19 protein-coding genes are annotated in these 20627 nt (G+C 71.2%); 8 read left to right on the top strand and 11 right to left on the bottom strand.

The features are described from left to right. The first annotated feature begins 10 nt into the window (after positions 1–10). Positions 11–1162 carry an alkaline phosphatase family protein gene (locus DEJ25_RS07090; protein WP_220033182.1) on the top strand — a complete coding sequence of 384 codons (1152 nt, stop codon included), beginning with the start codon at positions 11–13 and terminating at the stop codon, positions 1160–1162. Positions 1163–1330: 168 nt separating this feature from the next. Here DEJ25_RS07090 and sepH read toward each other — a convergent pair whose 3' ends face one another. Next, positions 1331–2350, bottom strand: coding sequence for a septation protein SepH (sepH, locus tag DEJ25_RS07085; RefSeq protein WP_181427367.1), 1020 nt, complete (start codon positions 2348–2350; stop codon positions 1331–1333). A 262-nt stretch (positions 2351–2612) separates the two neighbouring features. Here sepH and DEJ25_RS07080 point away from each other — a divergent pair, with 262 nt between their 5' ends. Continuing rightward, entirely contained in the window at positions 2613–2912 is a 300-nt protein-coding gene (locus DEJ25_RS07080) for a DUF4193 domain-containing protein (protein ID WP_110825450.1), read from the top strand. Between the two features lie 69 nt (positions 2913–2981). Here DEJ25_RS07080 and DEJ25_RS07075 read toward each other — a convergent pair whose 3' ends face one another. Beyond that, positions 2982–3446 carry a DUF3093 domain-containing protein gene (locus DEJ25_RS07075; protein ID WP_110902436.1) on the bottom strand — a complete coding sequence of 155 codons (465 nt, stop codon included), beginning with the start codon at positions 3444–3446 and terminating at the stop codon, positions 2982–2984. Positions 3447–3522: 76 nt separating this feature from the next. Between DEJ25_RS07075 and dut the strand changes: the two genes are divergently transcribed. The 5 genes from dut to dxs all read left to right on the top strand — a co-directional run bounded on the left by dut (position 3523) and on the right by dxs (position 10691). Further along, complete coding sequence (dut, locus tag DEJ25_RS16975; protein ID WP_375334542.1) at positions 3523–4077, top strand: dUTP diphosphatase; 555 nt, start codon at positions 3523–3525, stop codon at positions 4075–4077. Next, entirely contained in the window at positions 4074–4793 is a 720-nt protein-coding gene (locus tag DEJ25_RS07065) for a DUF3710 domain-containing protein (protein ID WP_110902434.1), read from the top strand. Before dut ends, DEJ25_RS07065 begins: the two co-directional genes overlap by 4 nt. A gap of 40 nt (positions 4794–4833) precedes the next feature. Continuing rightward, positions 4834–5619, top strand: coding sequence for a DUF3159 domain-containing protein (locus tag DEJ25_RS07060; RefSeq protein ID WP_258366441.1), 786 nt, complete (start codon positions 4834–4836; stop codon positions 5617–5619). Between the two features lie 129 nt (positions 5620–5748). After that, on the top strand, positions 5749–8586 hold the full coding sequence (locus DEJ25_RS07055; protein ID WP_111044232.1) for an aconitate hydratase: 2838 nt from the start codon (positions 5749–5751) through the stop codon (positions 8584–8586). Positions 8587–8762: 176 nt separating this feature from the next. After that, the gene (dxs, locus tag DEJ25_RS07050; protein WP_111044231.1) at positions 8763–10691 is read left to right on the top strand and encodes a 1-deoxy-D-xylulose-5-phosphate synthase; all 1929 of its coding nucleotides are present in this window, start codon (positions 8763–8765) and stop codon (positions 10689–10691) included. A 144-nt stretch (positions 10692–10835) separates the two neighbouring features. Here dxs and DEJ25_RS07045 read toward each other — a convergent pair whose 3' ends face one another. The 4 genes from DEJ25_RS07045 to DEJ25_RS07030 all read right to left on the bottom strand — a co-directional run bounded on the left by DEJ25_RS07045 (position 10836) and on the right by DEJ25_RS07030 (position 16271). Further along, positions 10836–12974 carry a 3-hydroxyacyl-CoA dehydrogenase NAD-binding domain-containing protein gene (locus DEJ25_RS07045; protein WP_111044230.1) on the bottom strand — a complete coding sequence of 713 codons (2139 nt, stop codon included), beginning with the start codon at positions 12972–12974 and terminating at the stop codon, positions 10836–10838. Between the two features lie 2 nt (positions 12975–12976). Continuing rightward, the gene (locus DEJ25_RS07040) at positions 12977–14188 is read right to left on the bottom strand and encodes a thiolase family protein (protein WP_111044229.1); all 1212 of its coding nucleotides are present in this window, start codon (positions 14186–14188) and stop codon (positions 12977–12979) included. A gap of 126 nt (positions 14189–14314) precedes the next feature. Next, positions 14315–15682 (bottom strand): HRDC domain-containing protein, encoded by a 1368-nt coding sequence (locus DEJ25_RS07035; RefSeq protein ID WP_111044228.1) that lies wholly within the window; start codon positions 15680–15682, stop codon positions 14315–14317. Beyond that, complete coding sequence (locus DEJ25_RS07030) at positions 15675–16271, bottom strand: DUF3000 domain-containing protein (protein ID WP_110902428.1); 597 nt, start codon at positions 16269–16271, stop codon at positions 15675–15677. The genes DEJ25_RS07035 and DEJ25_RS07030 overlap by 8 nt, the downstream gene beginning before the upstream one ends. A gap of 99 nt (positions 16272–16370) precedes the next feature. On the opposite strand from DEJ25_RS07030, the gene DEJ25_RS07025 reads away from it, so the two are divergent. After that, the gene (locus tag DEJ25_RS07025) at positions 16371–17570 is read left to right on the top strand and encodes a S9 family peptidase (protein ID WP_111044227.1); all 1200 of its coding nucleotides are present in this window, start codon (positions 16371–16373) and stop codon (positions 17568–17570) included. 122 nt (positions 17571–17692) lie between these two features. Here DEJ25_RS07025 and DEJ25_RS16620 read toward each other — a convergent pair whose 3' ends face one another. From DEJ25_RS16620 to DEJ25_RS07000, 5 genes are read right to left on the bottom strand one after another with little or no spacing between them, the layout of a single operon-like run. Next, complete coding sequence (locus DEJ25_RS16620; RefSeq protein WP_111044226.1) at positions 17693–18502, bottom strand: hypothetical protein; 810 nt, start codon at positions 18500–18502, stop codon at positions 17693–17695. 48 nt (positions 18503–18550) lie between these two features. Further along, positions 18551–18946 (bottom strand): DUF6188 family protein, encoded by a 396-nt coding sequence (locus DEJ25_RS07015; protein ID WP_111044225.1) that lies wholly within the window; start codon positions 18944–18946, stop codon positions 18551–18553. Beyond that, positions 18943–19317: a hypothetical protein gene (locus tag DEJ25_RS07010; RefSeq protein ID WP_111044224.1), complete on the bottom strand. Its 375-nt coding sequence runs from the start codon at positions 19315–19317 to the stop codon at positions 18943–18945. The genes DEJ25_RS07015 and DEJ25_RS07010 overlap by 4 nt, the downstream gene beginning before the upstream one ends. Beyond that, positions 19314–19724 (bottom strand): DUF6188 family protein, encoded by a 411-nt coding sequence (locus DEJ25_RS07005; RefSeq protein ID WP_111044223.1) that lies wholly within the window; start codon positions 19722–19724, stop codon positions 19314–19316. The genes DEJ25_RS07010 and DEJ25_RS07005 overlap by 4 nt, the downstream gene beginning before the upstream one ends. Next, the gene (locus DEJ25_RS07000; RefSeq protein WP_146236661.1) at positions 19721–20500 is read right to left on the bottom strand and encodes a hypothetical protein; all 780 of its coding nucleotides are present in this window, start codon (positions 20498–20500) and stop codon (positions 19721–19723) included. The genes DEJ25_RS07005 and DEJ25_RS07000 overlap by 4 nt, the downstream gene beginning before the upstream one ends. Positions 20501–20627 lie beyond the last annotated feature (127 nt).

Genomic DNA, 20627 nt, shown 5'->3' with positions numbered 1-20627 from the left:
GACTCTGGGGGTGGGAACAAGCGTACCGACGGCCCCCGACGCCGCCGTGAACCTCGCCGACGTGCTGCCGAGTTGCCTCGTCGCGCTGGGCGTCGCCGACGACGCCTGGTTGCGGGACACCGGCCGGGAGGCCCGGATCGCCCTCCGTCCCGCCCGTTCCGCGATCGTCGTGCTGGTCGACGGCCTCGGCGCGAACGCCCTCGCTGCACGGGCGGGTCACGCGCGCTTCCTCACCGCGACGAAGAAGCGCCTGCGCAGCGGCTTCCCGACGACGACCGCCGCGGCGCTGACGACGCTCACGACCGGCCGGCCACCCGGTGCGCACGGTGTCGTCGGGTACAGCGGGTGGAACCCGGACGACTCGCGGGTGATGAACCTGCTCAGTGGGTGGGACACCGAGGTCCCCGCCGGCTGGCTGCGCTCCGAGACGGTGTTCACCGCGGCGTCGGACCTCGGTGTGGACCCGGTCGTCGTCGCCCCGAGCCGCTACCGGTCCTCGGGCATGACGGCGAACGTCCTCGGTGGCGCGCGCTTCGTCCCCGGCGACACGATCCCGGCCCGCATCGACGCCGCGCTCGACGCGACCGCGACCGGGCAGCAGCTCGTCTACCTCTACATCCCGGAGCTCGACTCGATCGGGCACAAGCACGGCTGGCAGTCCGACCGGTGGACCGCGGCGCTCGAGTTGGTGGACGCCGAGCTGTCCCGCCTCGCCGACCGTATCGCGCCCGACGTCGGGGTGCTCGTCACCGCGGACCACGGCGTGCTCGACGTGCCGCCGCACGCGAACGTCCCGATGGACCCGGAACTCCTGGTGGACGTCGCCGGCGTGGCGGGCGATCCACGCTGCCGTCAGCTGACCGTTGCGCCGGGAACGGACGTGCCAGCGCTCGTCGAGGCGTTCCGGGCGTCGCTGGGCAAGCGTGCGGTGGTCGCCAGCCGCGACGAAGCCGTGGCCGCCGGGTGGTTCGGACCGGTCGACCCGGAGGTCATGCCGCGGATCGGCGACGTGCTGCTCGTCGCGAAGGGATCGTGGGCGTTCAACGACGACCGCGGGGTCCCGGAGGGCACGGAGCCCGGCCGGATGATCGGCCAGCACGGGGCGATGAGTGACGACGAACTGCTCGTCCCGCTGCGCCTGGCCGGCGCGTTCGCCCAGTAGCCCGCGCGCTGACGGACTGGAGCGCTGACCGACCGGGGCCCGGGCGGTCCGGACGCCGCAACGGACGCCGCAACCGACGGGGCCGGCACGGACCGAGGCCGGGACGGACAGGAGGCCCGCCCCACGGACGCGGGACGGGCCTCCTGACCGGTCGGTCGGCAGGACGGGTCAGACGGTGTCGTCGTCCGGGCGGGTGCCGAAGACGATCTCGTCCCAGCTGGGCATGGCGCGACGGTTGCGCTTGCGGCGGTCGGACCGGCCGTCGGCGTCCGGGACGGCCGTGGGGCGGGCCTCCGGCTGCGGGGCAGTGTCCGAGTCGTCGACGGGCGACACGGGCAGGTCGACGACGCCGACCGAGGTGCCGCGCGGGGCGTCCTGCTGGTCCGGGAAGGTCGCGGCTTCGCGCTCACCCCGGCGGCGGCGGAGGGCCTCCAGCAGGTCGGCGGTCTCGTTGCCGGGCGCACGCTCCTCGACGTACGAGGTGCCGATGCGGGGGAGCGGCGGGCGCAGTGCGGTGCGCTCGACGGCTTCGGGGGCTGTGGGCTCCTCGGCGGCTGCGGCCTCCTCGACGTGGAAGGCGCCGGAGTCGAAGCGGGTGCCGTCCTCGTCCTGACGCTCGTACTCGACGGCGCGGAGACGCGGGGCGATGCCCTCGTCCTCGGTGTGCGACAGGCGGTGCGCGTCGCCGTTGTCCGGCACGAGCGTTGCGGTCTTCGGGTCGAAGCGCCACTGGGCATCGTGCTCGACCTCGGCAGCGGTGTACCGGACCTGGACCTGCCAGCCGTTCTCGACGTGCTTCCAGCTCGACCAGGCGATGTCGGTGGCGTCCCCGGCCTCCAGGCGGGCCGTGATGGCTTCGCCGAAGGTGTCCGGCGACGCGTCGTCGACCGGGGTCACGCTGACCCGGCGGGCGGCGTCGAGCACGAACGCGCGCTCGGCGAGGACCGGACCCTCGAACCGGCGGACGTAGTCGACCTCGACGCCGAGGGACGCGGCGACGTCGGCGGCGTCGGAACCGCTGCGGATGCGCGCCTGCACGTCCTTCGGTGACACGCGCTTCTGCGGCCCGGAGTCGGGGTTCGCCTGCCGGACCTGACCCGGGAGGGACGCGGTGACGGGCAGCCGGAACTCGGTCCCGCCGTCGGTCGCCAGGAGGAGTGACCCGGATTCGACTCCGATGACTCTCACGTCTTGCATGGTTCCGCCTTCCGCTGCCTGCGTACGGTCGTGCGTCGTACCCGAGGAGTATGCAGGCCGCTGCAGCACTTTCCGCGCAGGCGCACGGCGTGCCGTGCGTCTCGTCCCCGGCTTCGGGAATGGTCGGGATGCGCGCCGGGTTGCACGGCCAGAACGCACCGCTCGAGTACTCGGTTTGCACTCGGACGGGCCGTGGTGCAAACTGTCGCCGCCGAATCCGGCGACGACCTCTCGATACGAGAAATGGATGGGCATGGCCACCGATTACGACGCCCCCCGGAAGACCGACGACAACTCCGACTCGGAGTCGATCGAGGCCCTCAAGGAGCGCGTCCCCGACAAGATGTCGGGAGTCGTCGACGACGATTCTGACAACCCGGGCAGCTTCGAGCTCGCGGGCCAGGACCTCAGCGACGTCGACCTCGACGTCGTCGTCCTGCCCCCGCAGGTCGACGAGTTCACCTGTGTCGAGTGCTTCCTGGTGAAGCACCGCTCGCAGCTCGACCACGAGACGAAGCTCGGCCCCGTGTGCATGGAGTGCGCAGCACTCTGAAGCACCGACCGAGCGCAGAACGGCCCGCATCCTCCTGGATGCGGGCCGTTCTGCGTGTGGGGTCCCGCGTCAGGCCGGTTCGGTCCGGTTCGTCCGCTCGGCGCCGGTCGTCAGGGCCCGGGTGACGGCCTCCGGGTCACGGACGCTCACCAGCCAGTACGGGGTGGGGTCGGCGGCGTCCCGGACCTCCACCTTGACGACGCCGTGCACGTAGCCGCGGAACAGGGTCCAGGCGCGGGCGTCGAGTTCCGGTCCACGCTGGCTGGTCGCGGCCGCACCGGTGAAGCCGGCGACCTCGCCGACGACCGAGCGGGGCAGATGGGCCCGACCGGCGTGGAACTCGGTGTCCGTCACCTCGATGACAGGTGCGAGAGCCCACAGGAGCACGAGCACAGCGAGCTCCATGCCGATGGCCACGGCGACCCCGGCCGTCGCGCTGATGGGGAGGAAGACGAGCAGGCTCGCGGGGATGACGAGCGCCGTCGCCAGGTACAGGGCGGGCGGAGCCCACAGTCGTTCGCGGTACACGGTCACCCCTCCATTCGACCACGAGCCGCTGCGTGCTCCGAGCAGGTCACGGATCGGTCACGGTCTGCACTACCCTCGACTCGTGACCGAAGCAGTCGACGTCCTCTGGACCGGCAACGCCGCTCCCGCCTTCGCCAAGCCCGGCGACGCCGGAGCGGACCTCGTGTCGGCCGAGTCCTTCGTGCTCGCGCCCGGGGAACGCCGCCTGGTCGGCACCGGGCTGGCGATCGCCCTGCCGGACCAGCACGTCGGCTTCGTCGTGCCCCGCAGCGGTCTGGCCGCGAAGCACGGCATCACCATCGTGAACGCACCCGGCACGATCGACTCGGGGTACCGCGGCGAAGTGAAGGTCGCGTTGCTCAACACGGACGCCACCGAGCCGTACGAGGTCCGGGTCGGCGACCGGATCGCACAGCTGATCGTCATGCCGGTGCCCCGCGTGACGTTCACGCAGGTCGCCGAGCTGCCGCAGAGCGCTCGCGGCCAGGGCGGGTTCGGGTCGTCGGGCTACGGTGACCGGACCGGTCACGAGGTGTCCTCCGGCGTCGTCGGCGCCGGACAGGACGCCGATCGGAACGACGGAGCGGTGACGCCCGTCGACATGCACGAGCAGGGTCTGGAAGGGACGCGGTCATGAGGATCGGACGACGCAAGCGCGACGAGGTCGAGGTCGCCGAGGCCGTGGTGGACGACGTCGAGGTCGCCGGGCCCTCGCCCGAGATCGAGCTCGCGGACGACGCCGACGCGGGCTTCGACGAGGTCCTGGCCACCGAGTCGACCGACAAGTCGGCTCCGCTGGACCGTGGCGACAACGGTCCCCTCGACGAGACCGAGGCGAACCTGGTCCGACCGTACGTCGACCTCGGCGGCGTGAAGATCCTGCCGCGCGAGGGTCTGCACCTCCGCCTCGAGGTCGAAGAGGACTCGCAGCGTGTCGTCGCCGTCGGCCTGGACTACGACGAGTCGACCCTGCAGGTGCAGCCGTTCGCCGCGCCGCGCTCGACCGGCCTCTGGCACGAGATCCGTGCGCAGATCGCCGAGCAGATCCAGCAGCAGGGCGGTGTCGTCACGGAGGTCGACGGCCCGTTCGGTCCGGAACTCCGCGCGCAGGTGCCCGTCGTGGGCGGCGCGGGGGTCACCGACGGGGTCCGAGCGGCCCGCTTCGTCGGGGTCGACGGCCCGCGCTGGTTCCTCCGTGGGGTCATCGCCGGCAAGGCCGCCGAGCAGCCCGAGGACGCCGCCGACATCGAGGAGCTCTTCCGCAGCGTCGTCGTCGTTCGTGGAACGACCCCGATGCCGCCGCGCGACCTCATCCCGTTGCACATGCCGAAGTCGACCCAGTCGACCATCTGACTCGGCTGCGGCCGACCCGACGAACCAGCCTGGAGGCCCGGTGACGGACCACGACGACCGCTCCCGTCCCGACGGGGTCACCCCGACCACCGGCTCCGCCGCGTCGGATCCGTTCGTCGAGGAGCGCGCGGAGCCGCTGTCACTGCAGGCCCAGCTGCGGGACGCGGTGCGCAACGCCGGCATCGGTCAGGTCGCCCCGGGCGAGGCGCCCTCCGGCAAGGCCCTGCTGACCGCGGTCGGGGGTGTCCGCGGGCTCGCCGAGTCGGTGCTGCCGGGCTTCGCCTTCCTGATCGTCTACGCGATCACGAAGGAGGTCGTGCCGAGCGTCGTCGTCCCGGTCGCGATCGGGCTCGTCTTCGTGGTGCTCCGGCTGCTCCAGCGGCAGTCGATCATGATGTCCTTCGCGGGGATCTTCGGCGTCGCGATCTCGGCGGGCCTCGCCCTGCTGACGGGTCGCGCCGAGAGCAACTTCATCCCCGGCATCGTCATCAACGCCGTCTTCCTGGCGGTCATCCTCGTCACGCTGGCGATCCGCCGGCCACTGATCGGCCTGGTCGTCGGCCTGCTCGTGCCCGGCGACGACGACGGTCACGACTGGCGGGACGACCCGGCGAAGCGTCGCGTCCTGACCGTCGCGACCTGGATGTGGGCCGGGCTCTTCGCCTTCCGGCTCGCGTTCGAGATCCCGCTCTGGCTGGCGGCGCAGGTCGAGCTGCTCGCCGGCATCAAGCTGATCACCGGCGTCCCGCTCTACGCAGCCCTGCTCTGGGTGACGTGGCTGCTCGTCCGGACCGTCTTCGTCCGGGACGAACCCGCCGCGGTGTAGAGTTGTCTCGACGTCAAGACACTTTCCTCCGGGCACGACGGAGTCCCCGGGTTTAGGTTCACCTTGCTGGTGGGACGTCCCGCGGCCCGCGAGGATGAGGGCACACCGATCAACTCAGGAGGCGGCACAGTGGCTGCAGTCAACAGCTTCGGATCGAAGGACACGCTCTCGGTCGGGGGTGTCGACTACGCCATCCACCGGATCGACGCCGTGCCCGGGCACGAGAAGCTCCCGTACAGCCTCAAGGTGCTGCTCGAGAACCTCCTGCGCACCGAGGACGGCGCGAACGTCACCGAAGGCCAGATCCGCGCCCTCGGCTCGTGGAAGCCGGAGGCAGACCCGGACACCGAGATCCAGTTCTCCCCGGCCCGCGTGGTCATGCAGGACTTCACCGGTGTCCCGTGCATCGTCGACCTCGCCACCATGCGCGAGGCGATGGCCGAGATCGGCGGCGACCCGAACAAGATCAACCCGCTGTCCCCGGCCGAGATGGTCATCGACCACTCGGTGATCGCGGACCTCTTCGGCAGCTCCGACGCCCTCCAGCGCAACACCGACCTCGAGTACGAGCGGAACGGGGAGCGCTACCAGTTCCTCCGCTGGGGCCAGACGGCGTTCGAGGACTTCAAGGTCGTCCCGCCGGGCACCGGCATCGTCCACCAGGTCAACATCGAGTACCTGGCGAAGGTCACCTACACGCGTGACTTCGACGGCGAGACCTACGCCTACCCGGACACCCTCGTCGGCACCGACTCGCACACCACGATGGTCAACGGCCTCGGCGTGCTGGGCTGGGGCGTCGGCGGCATCGAGGCCGAGGCGGCGATGCTCGGTCAGCCGGTCTCCATGCTCATCCCGAAGGTCGTCGGCTTCAAGCTCTCGGGTGCGATCCCCGCCGGTGTGACCGCGACCGACGTGGTGCTCACGATCACCGAGCAGCTCCGCAAGCACGGTGTGGTCGGCAAGTTCGTCGAGTTCTACGGCGAGGGTGTCGGCGCGGTGCCGCTCGCGAACCGCGCGACCATCGGCAACATGAGCCCCGAGTTCGGCTCGACGGCCGCGATCTTCCCGGTCGACGACGTCACGCTCGACTACCTGCGGCTGACCGGTCGCGACGAGGCGCAGATCGCCCTGGTCGAGGCGTACTCGAAGACGCAGGGTCTGTGGCACGACCCCTCGGTCGAGCCGGCGTACTCGGAGTACCTCGAGCTCGACCTCTCGACGGTCGTCCCCTCGATCTCCGGCCCGAAGCGCCCGCAGGACCGCATCGTCCTGTCCGAGGCGAAGGACCAGTTCGAGGTCGACCTCGCCAACTACGCGAGCATCGAGCACACCGAAGAGGACAAGGCCGTCGCGGACACGTTCCCGGCGTCCGACCCGGTCGCCGCTGCCCCCGGTGACGAGCACGCCGTCGACGACCTGCAGGACGCTCCGGCGTCCGAGGTCCCGGTCCACGCGTCCAGTGCGCCCGGCACGGTCTCGAAGCCGACCTCGGTCGCGATCGCCGAAGGTGACCCCTTCACGATCGACCACGGTGCCGTCGCGATCGCCGCGATCACGTCGTGCACCAACACGTCGAACCCGTCGGTGATGATGGCCGCGGGCATCCTCGCGCGCAACGCGTCGAAGAAGGGCCTGAAGGCCAAGCCGTGGGTCAAGACCACCCTCGCGCCGGGCTCCAAGGTCGTCACGGACTACTACGAGAAGGCCGGTCTGACGACCTACCTCGAGGACCTCGGCTTCTACACGGTCGGCTACGGCTGCACCACCTGCATCGGCAACTCGGGCCCGCTGCCCGAGGAGATCTCGCAGGCCGTGCAGGACAATGACCTCGCCGTGACCGCGGTGCTCTCGGGCAACCGCAACTTCGAGGGCCGCATCAACCCGGACGTGAAGATGAACTACCTGGCGTCCCCGCCGCTGGTCATCGCGTACGCCCTCGCCGGCTCGATGCACTTCGACTTCGACACCGACGCGCTCGGCACGGACACCGATGGCAACGACGTCTTCCTCAAGGACATCTGGCCCGACACGGCCGAGGTCCAGCAGGTGATCGACTCGTCGATCGACACCGAGATGTTCACCCACGAGTACGGCTCCGTGTTCGAGGGCGACGACCGGTGGAAGAACCTGCCGACCCCGACCGGTGACACGTTCGAGTGGGACGCGCAGTCGACCTACGTGCGGAAGCCCCCGTACTTCGAGGGCATGACGATGACGCCCGACGCCGTGTCGGACATCTCCGGTGCCCGCGTGCTCGCCAAGCTCGGCGACTCGGTCACGACCGACCACATCTCCCCAGCCGGATCGATCAAGGCCGACAGCCCGGCGGGCAAGTACCTCGCCGAGCACGGCGTCGACCGCAAGGACTTCAACTCCTACGGCTCGCGCCGCGGCAACCACGAGGTCATGATCCGCGGCACGTTCGCGAACATCCGACTCCGCAACCAGCTCCTGGACGGCGTCGAGGGTGGCTACACCCGCGACTTCACCACGCCCGACGGTGCGCAGTCGTTCATCTACGACGCGTCCGAGCACTACCAGGCGCAGGGCACCCCGCTCGTCGTCCTGGGCGGCAAGGAGTACGGCTCCGGTTCCTCCCGTGACTGGGCGGCGAAGGGCACGAGCCTCCTGGGCGTCAAGGCGGTCATCACCGAGAGCTTCGAGCGGATCCACCGGTCGAACCTCATCGGCATGGGCGTCGTCCCGCTGCAGTTCCCGGCCGGCGAGTCGATCGAGTCCCTCGGGCTCGACGGCACCGAGTCCATCTCGATCTCCGGTCTGACCGCGCTCAACGAGGGCACCACGCCGAAGACCGTGCACGTCACGGCGGAGCCGACCGAGCACTCGCCCGCCGGCAAGCAGCCGATCGAGTTCGACGCGGTCGTCCGCATCGACACCCCGGGCGAGGCCGACTACTACCGCAACGGCGGCATCCTGCAGTACGTCCTCCGTTCGCTCGTCTGACCCCTTCCGCGAAACGCAACCTGGGCGGCTCCCCGCAGCGGTACTCCGTTGCGGGGAGCCGCTCTCGTTGCGTTTCGCGGAGGACGGGAGGCGCGTGGCGGGCTGCCACCGCGCCTCCAGTCCGTCCGCTGGTCGCGCGCATAGAGTGGGCCGACCGCCGTACGAAAGGAGCGCCCGTGAGCCTGCTCGCCAGCATCACGTCGCCGCGCGACCTGAAGCGTCTCTCCGACGCGCAGATGACCGACCTCGCCGCGGAGATCCGCACCTTCCTGGTCGCCGAGGTCGCCAAGACCGGCGGGCACCTCGGGCCGAACCTGGGCGTCGTCGAGCTGACCCTCGCCATGCACCGGGTCTTCGACTCGCCGCACGACCCGTTCGTCTTCGACACCGGTCACCAGTCGTACGTGCACAAGCTCGTCACCGGCAGGCAGGACTTCTCGCGTCTGCGGGAGCGTGGGGGCATCGCCGGCTACCCGCAGCGGAGCGAGTCGGAGCACGACATCGTCGAGTCGTCGCACGCGTCCTCGTCGCTGTCCTGGGCGGACGGGATCTCCCGTGCCTTCCAGCAGACCGGGCAGTCCGACCGCACGGTCGTCGCCGTGGTCGGGGACGGCGCCCTCACGGGTGGCATGACGTGGGAGGCGCTCAACAACATCTCCGACCAGAACGACCGCCGACTGGTGATCGTGGTCAACGACAACGGCCGCTCCTACGCGCCGACGATCGGCGGGATGGCCCGCTTCCTCAGCTCCGTCCGGACCCGTCGCGAGTACCGCACCCTGTACGAGAAGAGCCGGGCCGCAGCCGACCACTTCGGTGCGCCCGGACGGGCTGTGTACCGCGGGCTCCGCGGCGGGCTGCACGGTTTCCTGTCGCGCTTCACCAACAACGAGGCGCTGTACTCGAACCTCGACATCAAGTACGTCGGACCCGTCGACGGGCACGACCAGCAGGCGATGGAGGCGGCGCTCCGGCAGGCGAAGGGCTACGGCTCGCCCGTCATCGTGCACGCGATCACCGAGAAGGGCCACGGCTTCGAGCCCGCCCTCCGCGACCAGGCGGACCAGTTCCACGCCGTCGGGCACATCGACCCGGAGACGGGCGAGTCGCTCGACAAGGCCTCGGGTCCGTCGTGGACCTCCGTCTTCGCCGCGACGCTCGCCGAGGTCGGCCACGAGGACCCGCGGATCATGGCCATCACCGCCGCGATGCTCCGTCCGACCGGACTGCACCTGTTCCAGCAGGCGCACTCGGACCGGGTCATCGACGTCGGCATCGCCGAGCAGCATGCCGTCACCACGGCCGCAGGGCTGGCGTACGGGGGACTCCACCCCGTCGTGGCGCTCTACGCGACGTTCCTCAACCGGGCGTTCGACCAGGTGCTCATGGACGTCGCCCTGCACCGGGCCGGCGTCACCTTCGTGCTCGACCGTGCCGGCATCACCGGCCCCGACGGGCCCTCGCACCACGGCATGTGGGACCTGGCGCTGCTGCAGGTCGTCCCTGGCATCCGGATCGCCGCCCCGCGCGACGCCGTCACCCTGCGTGAGGAGTTCCGGGAGGCCGTGGCGGTCGATGACGCGCCGACGGTCCTCCGGTGGTCCAAGGGTCAGGTCGGGCCGGACATCCCCGCACTCCGACGGCTCGGCGACGGTGTCGACGTGCTGCACGAGCCCACCTCGGCCGAGGACGTCCTGATCGTGGCCGTCGGGTCGATGGTGCCGACGGCGCTCGAGGCCGCCGCGCTGCTCGAGGCGCAGGGCATCGGTGTGACCGTCGTCGACCCGCGCTGGGTGGTGCCCATCCCGGCGTCGCTCATCGACCTGTCCCGCGACCACCGGTTGGTCATCACGATCGAGGACGGCGTCCGTGTCGGTGGTGTCGGGACCCGGCTGCGGCAGGACCTCCGCGCTGCCGGGGTCGACACCGGCGTCAACGAGCTCGGGCTGCCGGACGCGTTCATCGACCACGCCAGCCGGAGTCAGATCCTCAGCGATGCGGGGCTGACCGCGCAGGCGATCACCCGCGACGTCATCGACCAGGTCGTCGGCACGAAGGTGCCCCAGGCGAAGCCGGCGCGGTCGCGGGAGTCCGCCGAGCGCTGACGCCCGAGCGCTGACGCCCGTCGCGCCCGGTGCACTTCGGCGTCGCACAACAGAAACCGCCCCGAACCACGGGATCCCGTGGTTCGGGGCGGTTCCTGTTGTGCGGAGCCAGTCAGCGCCGTGCGCCGGGCAGCGCCGTGCGGGCTAGCGGGAGGCGGGGCCGACGATCGGCGGCTCGTGGAACGTGCCGCCGAAGACGCGCTCGGACGCACCGGAGCGGTCGAGGTACGGGCTGATGCCACCGGCCTGGAACGGGTAGCCCGCGCCGAGGATCAGCCCGAGGTCGATCTCCTCGACGTGCTGGACGACCCCGTCCTCGAGCATGCGGTGCACCTCGTCGGCCAGGGCGTCCTCGAACCGGCGCTGCATCTCGGCAGCGTCGACCGGCTTCGCGTCCTTCTTCGCCGGTGCGACGAGCTTCACGGCAGCGGGGTCGTACCCGCTCGCGTTGCCCTTCTTGTCGCGGGTGAGGATCGTGCCGTGCTCCGCGATCCGCTTCAGCCCGTCGCCCGGGTAGAAGCGCTCCGGCCACGCAGCGTGGTGCGAGTCGAGCACGTGCGCACCGACCGGCAGACCGACGAGCTCGAGCAGTTCGAACGGTGACATCGGCAGGCCCAGGGGAGCGGCACCGTCGGCGACGATCTCGAACGAGGTGCCCTCCTCGACGCCACGCATCGCTTCACCGAGGACGCGTGCGAGGACCCGGTTGACGACGAAGCCCGGCTGGTCGGCCGTGACGATGGCGGTCTTCTTCAGCGTCTTCGCGACGGCGAGGGCGGTGGCGACGGCCTCGTCGGAGGTCTTCGCCGCCCGCACGACCTCGAGCAGCGGCATCACCGCGACCGGGTTGAAGAAGTGGAAGCCGACCAGGCGTTCCGGGTTCGTCAGCACCGAGGCCATCTCGTCGACGGAGAGCGACGAGGTGTTCGTGGCGAGGATCGCGTCCGGAGCGATGACCTGCTCGATCTTGCGGAACACGTCCTGCTTGACGCTCATCTCCTCGAACACGGCCTCGATCACCCAGTCGGCGTCGGCGAAGGCGTCGTAGGACACCGAACCGCTGACGAGTGCGGTGATGCGGTTGGCGTCGTCCTGCGAGACCCGGCCCTTGGCGAGCATCTCGTCGACGGACTGGCGGATCCGGGCGACACCGGCGTCGACGCGCTCCTGCGAGACGTCGGTGATGACGACCGGCACGCCGAGACGACGGGCGAAGAGCAGCGCGAACTGGGACGCCATGAGCCCGGCGCCGAGGACGCCCACCTTGGTGATCTTCTTCGCGTCGACGCCCTCGGGAGCGCCGACCGGACGCTTCGCCCGCTTCTGCACGAGGTCGAACGCGTACATCGACGCGGCGAACTGGTCCCCGGCGAGCAGGTCGGCCAGGGCGTCGTCCTCACCGGCGAAGCGCTCCTCCAGTGAACCGCTGCGAGCGGCGGCGACGAGGTCGAGCGCGCGGAACGGCGACTTCGGGACCGTGCCGATCTTCGACGCGACCTGCCCACGGGCGACCTTGACGACGGTGCCCCAGGCGGCCTTCTCGATCAGTCCGGGCTCGTTCTTCCGCACGACCTTGGTGCGGCCGGACACGACGCCGTCAGCCCAGGCGACCGCGGACGGCAGGAACGTCACCGAGGGGATCAGCACATCGCCGATGCCGAGGTCGACCGCGGCCGGGCCGTCCATCAGGCGGTTGTTCTTCAGCGGGTTCTCGACGATGACCCGCAGGGCCTTCTCCGGGCCGATGAGCCGGGGGAGCAGGGTCGCACCGCCCCAGCCGGGGATGATGCCGAGGAAGACCTCGGGCAGCCCGATGCCCTGCGCAGCGGACGAGAACACCCGGTAGGTGCAGTGCAGCGCGACCTCGAGCCCGCCGCCGAGCGCGATGCCGTTGACGAACGCGAACGACGGCACACCGAGCTCGCTGAACTTCCGGAGCGTCGCGTGGCCGAGCACGCCGAGCTCGTGTGCGACCTCGCGGGAGGGGAGCGCCGCCGCCTGGGAGAGATCGGCACCGGCCGCGAAGCAGTACTCCTTGCCGGTGATCGCGACGGCCTGGATCGTGCCCGTCGACGCGGCGTCACGCAGCGCGTCGAGCACGTCCGACAGCTCGCGCATCGTGCGCGGGCCGAGCGTCGAGGGCCGCTTGTAGTCCTTGCCGTTGTCGAGCGTGATCAGCGCGAGCGTGCCACCCGAGGGCAGCGCGACGTGCTTGACGTACGAATGCGTGACGACCTCGTCCTCGCTCAGGGCGGTCAGCTGGTCGATCGGGGTGGTGGTCATGGTCAGGCCGCCTTCCGTGCCGCGGACTTGCTGAAGTTCGGGTTCTCCCAGATGACGGTGCCGCCCTGGCCGAGCCCGATGCACATCGTGGTGATGCCGTACTTGACGTCGGGGCGCTCGGCGAACTGGGCTGCGAGCTGGTTCATCAGGCGGACGCCGCTCGACGCGAGCGGGTGCCCGACGGCGATCGCGCCACCCCAGGCGTTCACGTTCGGGGAGTCCTGCGCGATGCCGTAGTTGTCCAGGTAGGCCAGGACCTGCACGGCGAAGGCCTCGTTGATCTCGAACAGACCGATGTCGTCGATCGACAGCCCGGCCTTCCGCAGCGCCTTGTCGGTAGCGGGGATCGGGCCGACGCCCATGACCTCGGGGTCCACGCCCATGAAGGCGAAGGAGACCATGCGCATCTTCGTCGGCAGACCGTGCTGCTTCGCGCCGTCCTCGGACGCGAGGAGGCTCATCGTCGCGCCGTCGTTGAGCCCGGCGGCGTTGCCGGCGGTGACCCGTCCGTGGGGCCGGAACGGCGTCTTCAACGCGGCCAGGGCCTCCAGGGTGGTGCCGGGTCGCGGCGGCTCGTCGGCCGAGACGATGTCCCAGCCCGCTCCGGTGTTGACCTCGACCGGGATGACGTCCGGCTGCAGCTTGCCGGCACCCCAGGCGGCGGCGTAGCGCTGCTGGGACTGCACGGCGAAGGCGTCGGTGCGGTCCTTCGTGATGGCGGGGAAGCGGTCGTGCAGACGCTCGGCGGTGGCGCCCATGACGAGGGCGTCGCTGGAGACCATGCGCTCCGCGACGAAGCGGGGGTTCGGGTCGGCGTTGAAGCCCATCGGGTGGCGTCCCATGTGCTCGACGCCGCCGGCGATGGCGACGTCGGCGGCACCGAAGGCGATGGCACCGGCGAGCGTCGTGACGCTCGTCATCGCACCCGCGCACATGCGGTCGATGGCGTACCCGGGGACGGTCTTCGGCAGGCCGGCGAGCATGCCCACCGTGCGGCCGAGGGTCAGGCCCTGGTCGCCCTGCTGGGTGGTCGCGGCGACGGCGACGTCGTCCACGGCGGCACCGTCGAGCGAGCTGTTCCGGTCGAGCAGGCCACGCATCGCGTGCACGGCGAGGTCGTCGGCGCGGGTCCGCCAGAACACCCCCTTCTCACCGGCGCGGCCGAACGGGGTACGGACACCGTCCACGAACACGACGTCTGATGTCTTCGGCAATGCGAGCCTCCAGATCCACAACGATCGGGCCGGAGCGACGTGTCACCCCGACCGGCCGGGCCTCGCCCGGCGACGCTCCGACGCTAGTACCCCCGGCTGGGCGGGGGCACGTCGGTTGGGCGGTTCCTACGAGCCGGTCGTCCCGGTCGTGGCGTCGGTCTGTCCGTCTGCGACAAGACCGACCGCACCGGGCGCGCCGGCGTCGGGCGTCGCGTGGTCGGCGTCCGCCGTCGTCTCGTCCGGACGGGAGGCCGTGGTCGCCGTGACCGCGGCCGCCGGGTCCTCGACGGACCGGTCCGCGGCGACCTCGAACGCGTGCGCGATGACCGACGCGGTCTCCTCGACCTGCCACGGCCGGGCGTCGTGCGATGCGAGCGTCGCACCGACGGTCTCGGTCGCGACGGTCTTCGGCGGGTTCCACGACACCAGACGGAGCGTCTCCGGCGTCAGCAGGTTCTCCACGGGGAGGTCGAGCTCCGCCGCACGCGCCGTGACGGCCGCGCGGGCCGCACGGTACCGACGGTCGGCGGCCGGGTTGCGTTCGGCCCAGGCGCGGGGTGGTGGGAGGCTCGGCTCGCTCCCGCCTCGCAGGCGTGGCAGGTCCTCGGTGGTCTGGCCCGCTTCCACGGCGGCCCACCAGCGGTCGAGCTCGGAGCGGCTGGCGCGGCCGGTGAAGGCCTTCAGCGCACCGAGTTCGGCACGTGAAGCCGGGGCAGCAGCGGCGGCGGCGACGATCGCCGAGTCCGGGATGGTGCGTCCCGGGGCGATGTCGGTCTCCTGCGCGTAGGCGTCCCGCGCCTCCCAGAGCGACCGGGCGATCGCGAGGGCCCGGGCGCCGCGGAGCACGTTCATGCCGGACAGTCGACGCCACGGTTCGGCACGCGGGGGCTTCGGGCCGCGAGCGAGGACGGCCGCGAACTCCTCTTCCGCGATCCGCGTCTTGCCGGCGGCGTCCAGGACCTCGGCGAGCGAGTCGCGGAGGTCGGGCAGCAGTTCGACGTCCAGTGCGGCGTAGACGAGCCACGCCTGCGGGAGCGGGCGGGTCGACCAGTCGGCGGCGGAGTGCGCCTTCGCGAGCGTGATGCCGAGCAGTTGCTCGACGACCGCGCCGAGGCCGACACGGGGGAACCCGGCGATCCGGGCCCCGAGTTCGGTGTCGAAGATGCGGGTCGGGACGAGGCCGACCTCGCGGAGGCAGGGCAGGTCCTGGGACGCGGCGTGGAACACCCATTCCTCGTCGACGAGTGCGGCCTGCAGGTCGCTGAAGTCACCGATCGCGATCGGGTCGAACAGGAACGAGCCGGACCCGCGGCGGAACATCTGGATCAGGTAGGCGCGCTGCGAGTAGCGGTAGCCGCTGGCACGCTCGGCGTCGACCGCGACCGGGCCGGTACCGGCGGCGAGCCGTGCGACGGCGTCGAGGTACTCGTCGCGTTCCTCGATGACGTGGACGGCGGCGTGCGCGTCCTCGTATGCGGGATCGGCGTCAGTCACGGGCGAGCCTCCGGGGGGCCAGGAGCGAGACACCGTCCGAGGCCGGGGGGAGTCCGGCGAGCATCGCCACGATCTCCTCCCAGGCCTGCACGTGCGGCGTCAGGTCGTCGTCGAGGGGCGTCCACGACGCCCGCAGTTCCAGCTGGGCGCCGTCGCCCTGAGCCGCGAGTTCGCCGTAGCCGCGGGAGATGATCTTCGTCGCGGTGCCGGACGCGTTGCCGTACCGGGCACCGTGCGCCTCGAGGGCGTCGACGAGCCAGCTCCAGGTGACGTCGGCGACGAACTCGTCGACGCCGATCTCCGGCTCGAGCGGGGCCTGCGCGAAGGTGACGATGCGGTACGCGCCGCCCCACCCCTCCGGCTCCGCGGGGTCGTGCAGGGCGATGAAGCGTCCGGTGCCGAGGTCCGAGTCCACACCGTGCACGACGCCCGACACGTCCGCCGCCAGGGCGAGTGAGAAGGGTGCGATGCGGCTCGGCGACGGGATCTCGGTGACCGTGGTCTCGGTGCGGGTCCTGCCACTCGACACGAACGCGCGGAGACGCGCGAACGCCTCCGGTTCGGCGTCGGGGTCTCGGGATTCGGGCACGGATGCAGACTAGGCTCCGGACCGAGCACCGGCGCGGGCGGCACGCCGTTCCGCGCGCAGTCGTGCTGCCCGCAGTCGTCCTCGTCCTGGAAGGCCCGCATGGCCCGCCGTCCCGATGCCGTCCGGTCCGTCGGCCTCCTCGCGCTGGGTGCCGGCATCACCACCGCCGCGGTCGGCGTCGCCGTCGTCGCCGGGTCGGTCGCCGCCGTCGCACGGGCCGTGGTCACCCCGGACCGCAAGCGCGCCGAGCGGGTGCCGATCACCGCCGTCGACCTGGAGGCACGCACCGTCTCCCTGGGACGCAGTCCCGACACCGAGTCCCCGGGTCGGTACAGCCTGTGGTTCGGCGGCGCGACCGGGCACATGCGCGTCGGCGAGGTGCTCGACATGACGGACACGACCGTCACCCGGCGGGTCATCGCCGTGGACGCCGGCGACCCCACCGTGGCCCGACGCGGCCGGTGGGGTGGCTGGTTCTACCTGACCCCGGGGGAGCTCGGGGTGCCGGTCGAGGACGTCGACGTGCAGACCCCGAACGGCCCGGCGCCCGCCTGGGTGGTCCGCGCCGACGACCCGGCCGCGCCCTGGGCCGTTCTGGTGCACGGACGGGGCGTGACCCGCGCCGAGACGATCCGCGCCGTCCCGGTGTTCCGCGCTGCCGGCTACTCGGTGCTGCTGGTGTCGTGGCGGAACGACGGCGTCGCGCCCCCGAGCGCCGACGGCCGGTACGGCCTCGGGTCGACCGAGTGGGAGGACGTCGACGCCGCCCTGGACTGGGTCGCCCAGCAGGGTGCCACGAGCATCGTCCTGATGGGTTGGTCGATGGGCGGTGCCGTGGTCCTGCAGACCCTGGTGCGCTCGGGGCTCGCGGGTCTGGTCACCGGCGTCGTACTGGACTCGGCCGTCGTCGACTGGAACGCCGTCCTCAAGTCGCAGAGCCGTGCGCTCCGGCTGCCCCGGCCGGTCCGGAAGGTGGCGCAGTGGGTGCTCCGCACGCCCGTGCTGCACCGGGTCGCCGGACTCGACCAGCCGATCGACCTGCGGGAACTCGACATGGTCGCCCGCGCCGACGAACTGCGGGTGCCGATCCTGCTGCTGCACAGCGACGACGACGGGTTCGTGCCTGCATCGGCGTCCTACGCCCTCGCCGCTGCCCGACCGGACCTGGTGCGGCTCGAGGTCGCGCACGTCGCCCGGCACACCAAGCTCTGGAACCACGACGCGGACTGGTTCGACGCGCGGATCCTGGCGTGGCTCACCGAGGTGGTGGCGTCGCGGCCGGCGGCCGACGCGCGGTGACGCGCGTGCGGTGACCGACGTCGGACGGGAGGCGCGGGACCAGCGGTGACGGGCCTCCCGTCCGACGGGTGGTCATCACCCGCCGTCGGTGGCGGCCTGTCCGGCTTCAGCGCGTGCCCGGATCAGCGCGCGGGGAAGAGGTCGACGGAGCGCGGGGTGGAGCGGTAGCGGAGGTGCTCGAAGTCCGGGTGCCAGTCGACGAGGCCGACCACGGCGCGGACGGCGATGTCGATGAAGTACGGCGACACGACGACGCGGCGGGGGATCGTCGTCGCCTCGATCTCGGTCGCGGGTCGGGAACGCGACCCGTCGAAGTCGGTGACGTGCACGCCGTCGAGGTCCGTGCCCCAGGTGTACGCGGGCAGCAGGCGGGCGGTGTCGGGAGTGACGTTGCCGACGACCTCCCACATGCCCGGCTGGAACCGTGCCGGCAGGGTCAGCCCGGCCACCACCGGCTGCGTGGCGAGCACGACGAGCGGGTCGGCGGGGCGCGGCAGGTCCTCGGGGCGCTGGAAGACCGCGACGTAGACGGCGTCGTGCAGCGTCGCGAGGACGTGCCCGAGCAGCACGCGGCCGCCGCCGTCCGGGATGAAGAAGACGTCACCGGTCTCGGCGGTGAAGGGCTCGCGGCTGAGCGGGAGCAGCTCGTCGGCGGGCGTCTCGGCGGTCCCGGACTCGGAGTGCGACGACGACCGTGGCGGGACACCCTCGGCGGGGGACGGCCGCGTCATCGTCACGCCCGCGTGGCGGAGTCGCTTCAGACGATCGTCGAGGTCGCGGCCAGGGTTGCCACGATCGATCATCTCGATCGTGAACAGCTTCTCCGGGTCGGCCCGGGTCTCGGCCAACAACTGCGCGAAGAGCTGCTGCTCACTGTTGGTCTGGTGGAACTCGGAGCCCGATGGCTGGTCCTTCTTGCGCTTGCCGAACACGTCGTCCGTTCCCCTCGTCCGATGACACCCTCATCGTGGCACGACTGGTCAGTCGGACGTTGCTGGTGGTCCGGAGACTGCCAGGCCACCGCCGGGCATGGCGATCATCATCCGCCGCTCCGGCCCGGCACCGTGGTAGTTCGAGGACTCGTACGACTCGTCGGGCCAGGCCTCGAGGACCGTCCCGGATGCGAAGTGGAGCCGGAGGTCGGCGCCGTCGAGTGTCGCGTTCGTGACCGTGTCGCCGGGCAGGGCCAGGACGGGTGCGAGCGACGTCGGGTCCGTCGGGTCCACGAGCCGGCGTTCCCCGTCCGGACCGGTGATCGCGAACTCGGCCTCGAACTGCACCGTCGTGCCGTTCGAGAACCCGATGGTCGTCTGGAAGGTGAAGCTGAGGAAGTCCACCTGCGCAGCGGTGAACTCGAGTGGGAGATCGTCGGTCACGGAGCCTCCTCCGTCGGTCGGATGGGCGATCTGGTGATCGCCGAACGGTCGTACGCCGTCGCGGAGAGGAAACCACGGTCGGCAGCACGGAGGAGGACGGTGATGATCTCCGGCCCGGACTCGACCTGGCACACGAGCACGAGTGCGTCCCCGAGCGGCCCGAGTGGTTCGACCAGTGGCAGCAGGTTGGGTTCGTCCTGTGCGTAGCTCCGCCGGACGACCTCGGCGAAGGAGCGTGCCGGCACGTCGTAGGTGAGGACCTCGGCATCGTCGGCGACGGCGGACAAGACCTCTTGCACCCGGCCCGGGACGACCGGATCGGACGACGGGATGAGTCGGCGCAGGACGTCGACCGACACGACGTCCGTCATAACGGCATCCCTCCCGGCAGCGTGCGGGCGACGACCTCGCCGCCGGTCAGGACGTCGATGTCCAGGCGTGCTCGTCCTGGTTCGGACCAGTGCCACGAGGGCCGGTCGCGGTGGGACCACCCCTCCAGCAACTCGCCCGATGCGAAGCGGACGGCGATGCGGGCGCCGGTGACGGTGCCGCGTTCCACCTCCTTCGTGTGCAGAGCGAGGAGCGGCAGGAGCGAGGGCGGATCACCGGGTTCCATGAAGGTGTGCGTGCCGTCGGTCTCGGTGAGCGAGAAGGCAGTCTCGAACCGGAGGGTCGCCCCGCTCGAGAAGCGGACGGTGACAGCGGTGTCGATCACGATGGCGTCGAGCGTGTCGCCGGCGACGTGCAGTTGGATGGGGGCCGACGTGGTGTTGGTCACGGTGTCCTCTCGCCGTCTCCGGCGTCTCGCTCTGCGGGGAAGACGAGCTGATCGAGACGCGGCAGTTCGGTCGGCATCTCGTCGGTGAACCACGGGAGCTCGACCATCTGGATCCTGCCGTCGTGCGCCCAGATGAGCAACTCGCCCCCGACTGCCTCGGCGTCGGTTCGGTAACTGGCGGCTTCCGGCAGTGGTCCGTCGGGGAGGTCGACGCGGGGTGCCTCGGCGAGTTCGAGCGCGAGCGCCCACGCGCGCGGCCCGGACGGCGTGACGTCGACCACTGCGCCGAGCTGGGTGAGGAGCGCCGGCGCCTCGTCGATCCGAGCGTTCTGGAGGCACGCGCGGACGAGTGCGCGGATCTGCTGACCGTCGCGTGCCTCCTGTGCGTGGCGCTGCTCGTCCGCGATCTCCTCGTCGCGGCTCCCGATGCCAGACGCGGGAACGCCGGGTCCGAGGAACAGTTCGAACTCCCAGGAGGTCCCGATCACCGAACGATCCAGGGTGACCGTGACCGTCGTGCTGTCGAAGAAGTCGATGCGGGTCACGGCCTGCGAAGCGTCCGTCGTGGTGCTGCCGACCGGTGAGCCGAAGAACTCGCCGTCGATCATCTGGTGGTTGTCCCGGACGAAGCGCCGCATGTCGTCGTCGGTGATCCACAGTCCGGCGCCGCTGCTGTCGCGCAGCTTCTGCTCCCACTCGAGGACGTTGATGTCCGAGTCCGGCAGCGCGACCATGTCCAGGTCGGTGACGAGCCAGCGCAGCGGGGGGATGGTCATCCCGTTGACGATGTTTCGGAACGTCAGGACGCCCATCGGTTGCGAGCCGATCAAGCGGTGGTACGTCACGAAGTCGGGCTGGGGTCTCCTGGTTGCCGGGTGGCCTGATCTCCTGCGGAACGACATG

Source organism: Curtobacterium sp. MCPF17_011 (assembly GCF_003234145.1).
Lineage (GTDB): Bacteria > Actinomycetota > Actinomycetes > Actinomycetales > Microbacteriaceae > Curtobacterium.
This window is presented reverse-complemented; position numbering and strand designations above follow the sequence as displayed.

Excerpts from the sequence above, each read along its gene's own strand:
- DEJ25_RS07080 (WP_110825450.1), top strand. The coding sequence starts at position 2,613 with ATGGCCACCGATTACGACGCCCCCCGGAAGACCGACGACAACTCCGAC.
- DEJ25_RS07065 (WP_110902434.1), top strand. The coding sequence starts at position 4,074 with ATGAGGATCGGACGACGCAAGCGCGACGAGGTCGAGGTCGCCGAGGCC.
- DEJ25_RS07045 (WP_111044230.1), bottom strand. The coding sequence starts at position 12,974 with ATGACCACCACCCCGATCGACCAGCTGACCGCCCTGAGCGAGGACGAG.
- DEJ25_RS07025 (WP_111044227.1), top strand. The coding sequence starts at position 16,371 with ATGGCCCGCCGTCCCGATGCCGTCCGGTCCGTCGGCCTCCTCGCGCTG.
- DEJ25_RS07010 (WP_111044224.1), bottom strand. The coding sequence starts at position 19,317 with ATGACGGACGTCGTGTCGGTCGACGTCCTGCGCCGACTCATCCCGTCG.
- DEJ25_RS07000 (WP_146236661.1), bottom strand. The coding sequence starts at position 20,500 with ATGACCATCCCCCCGCTGCGCTGGCTCGTCACCGACCTGGACATGGTC.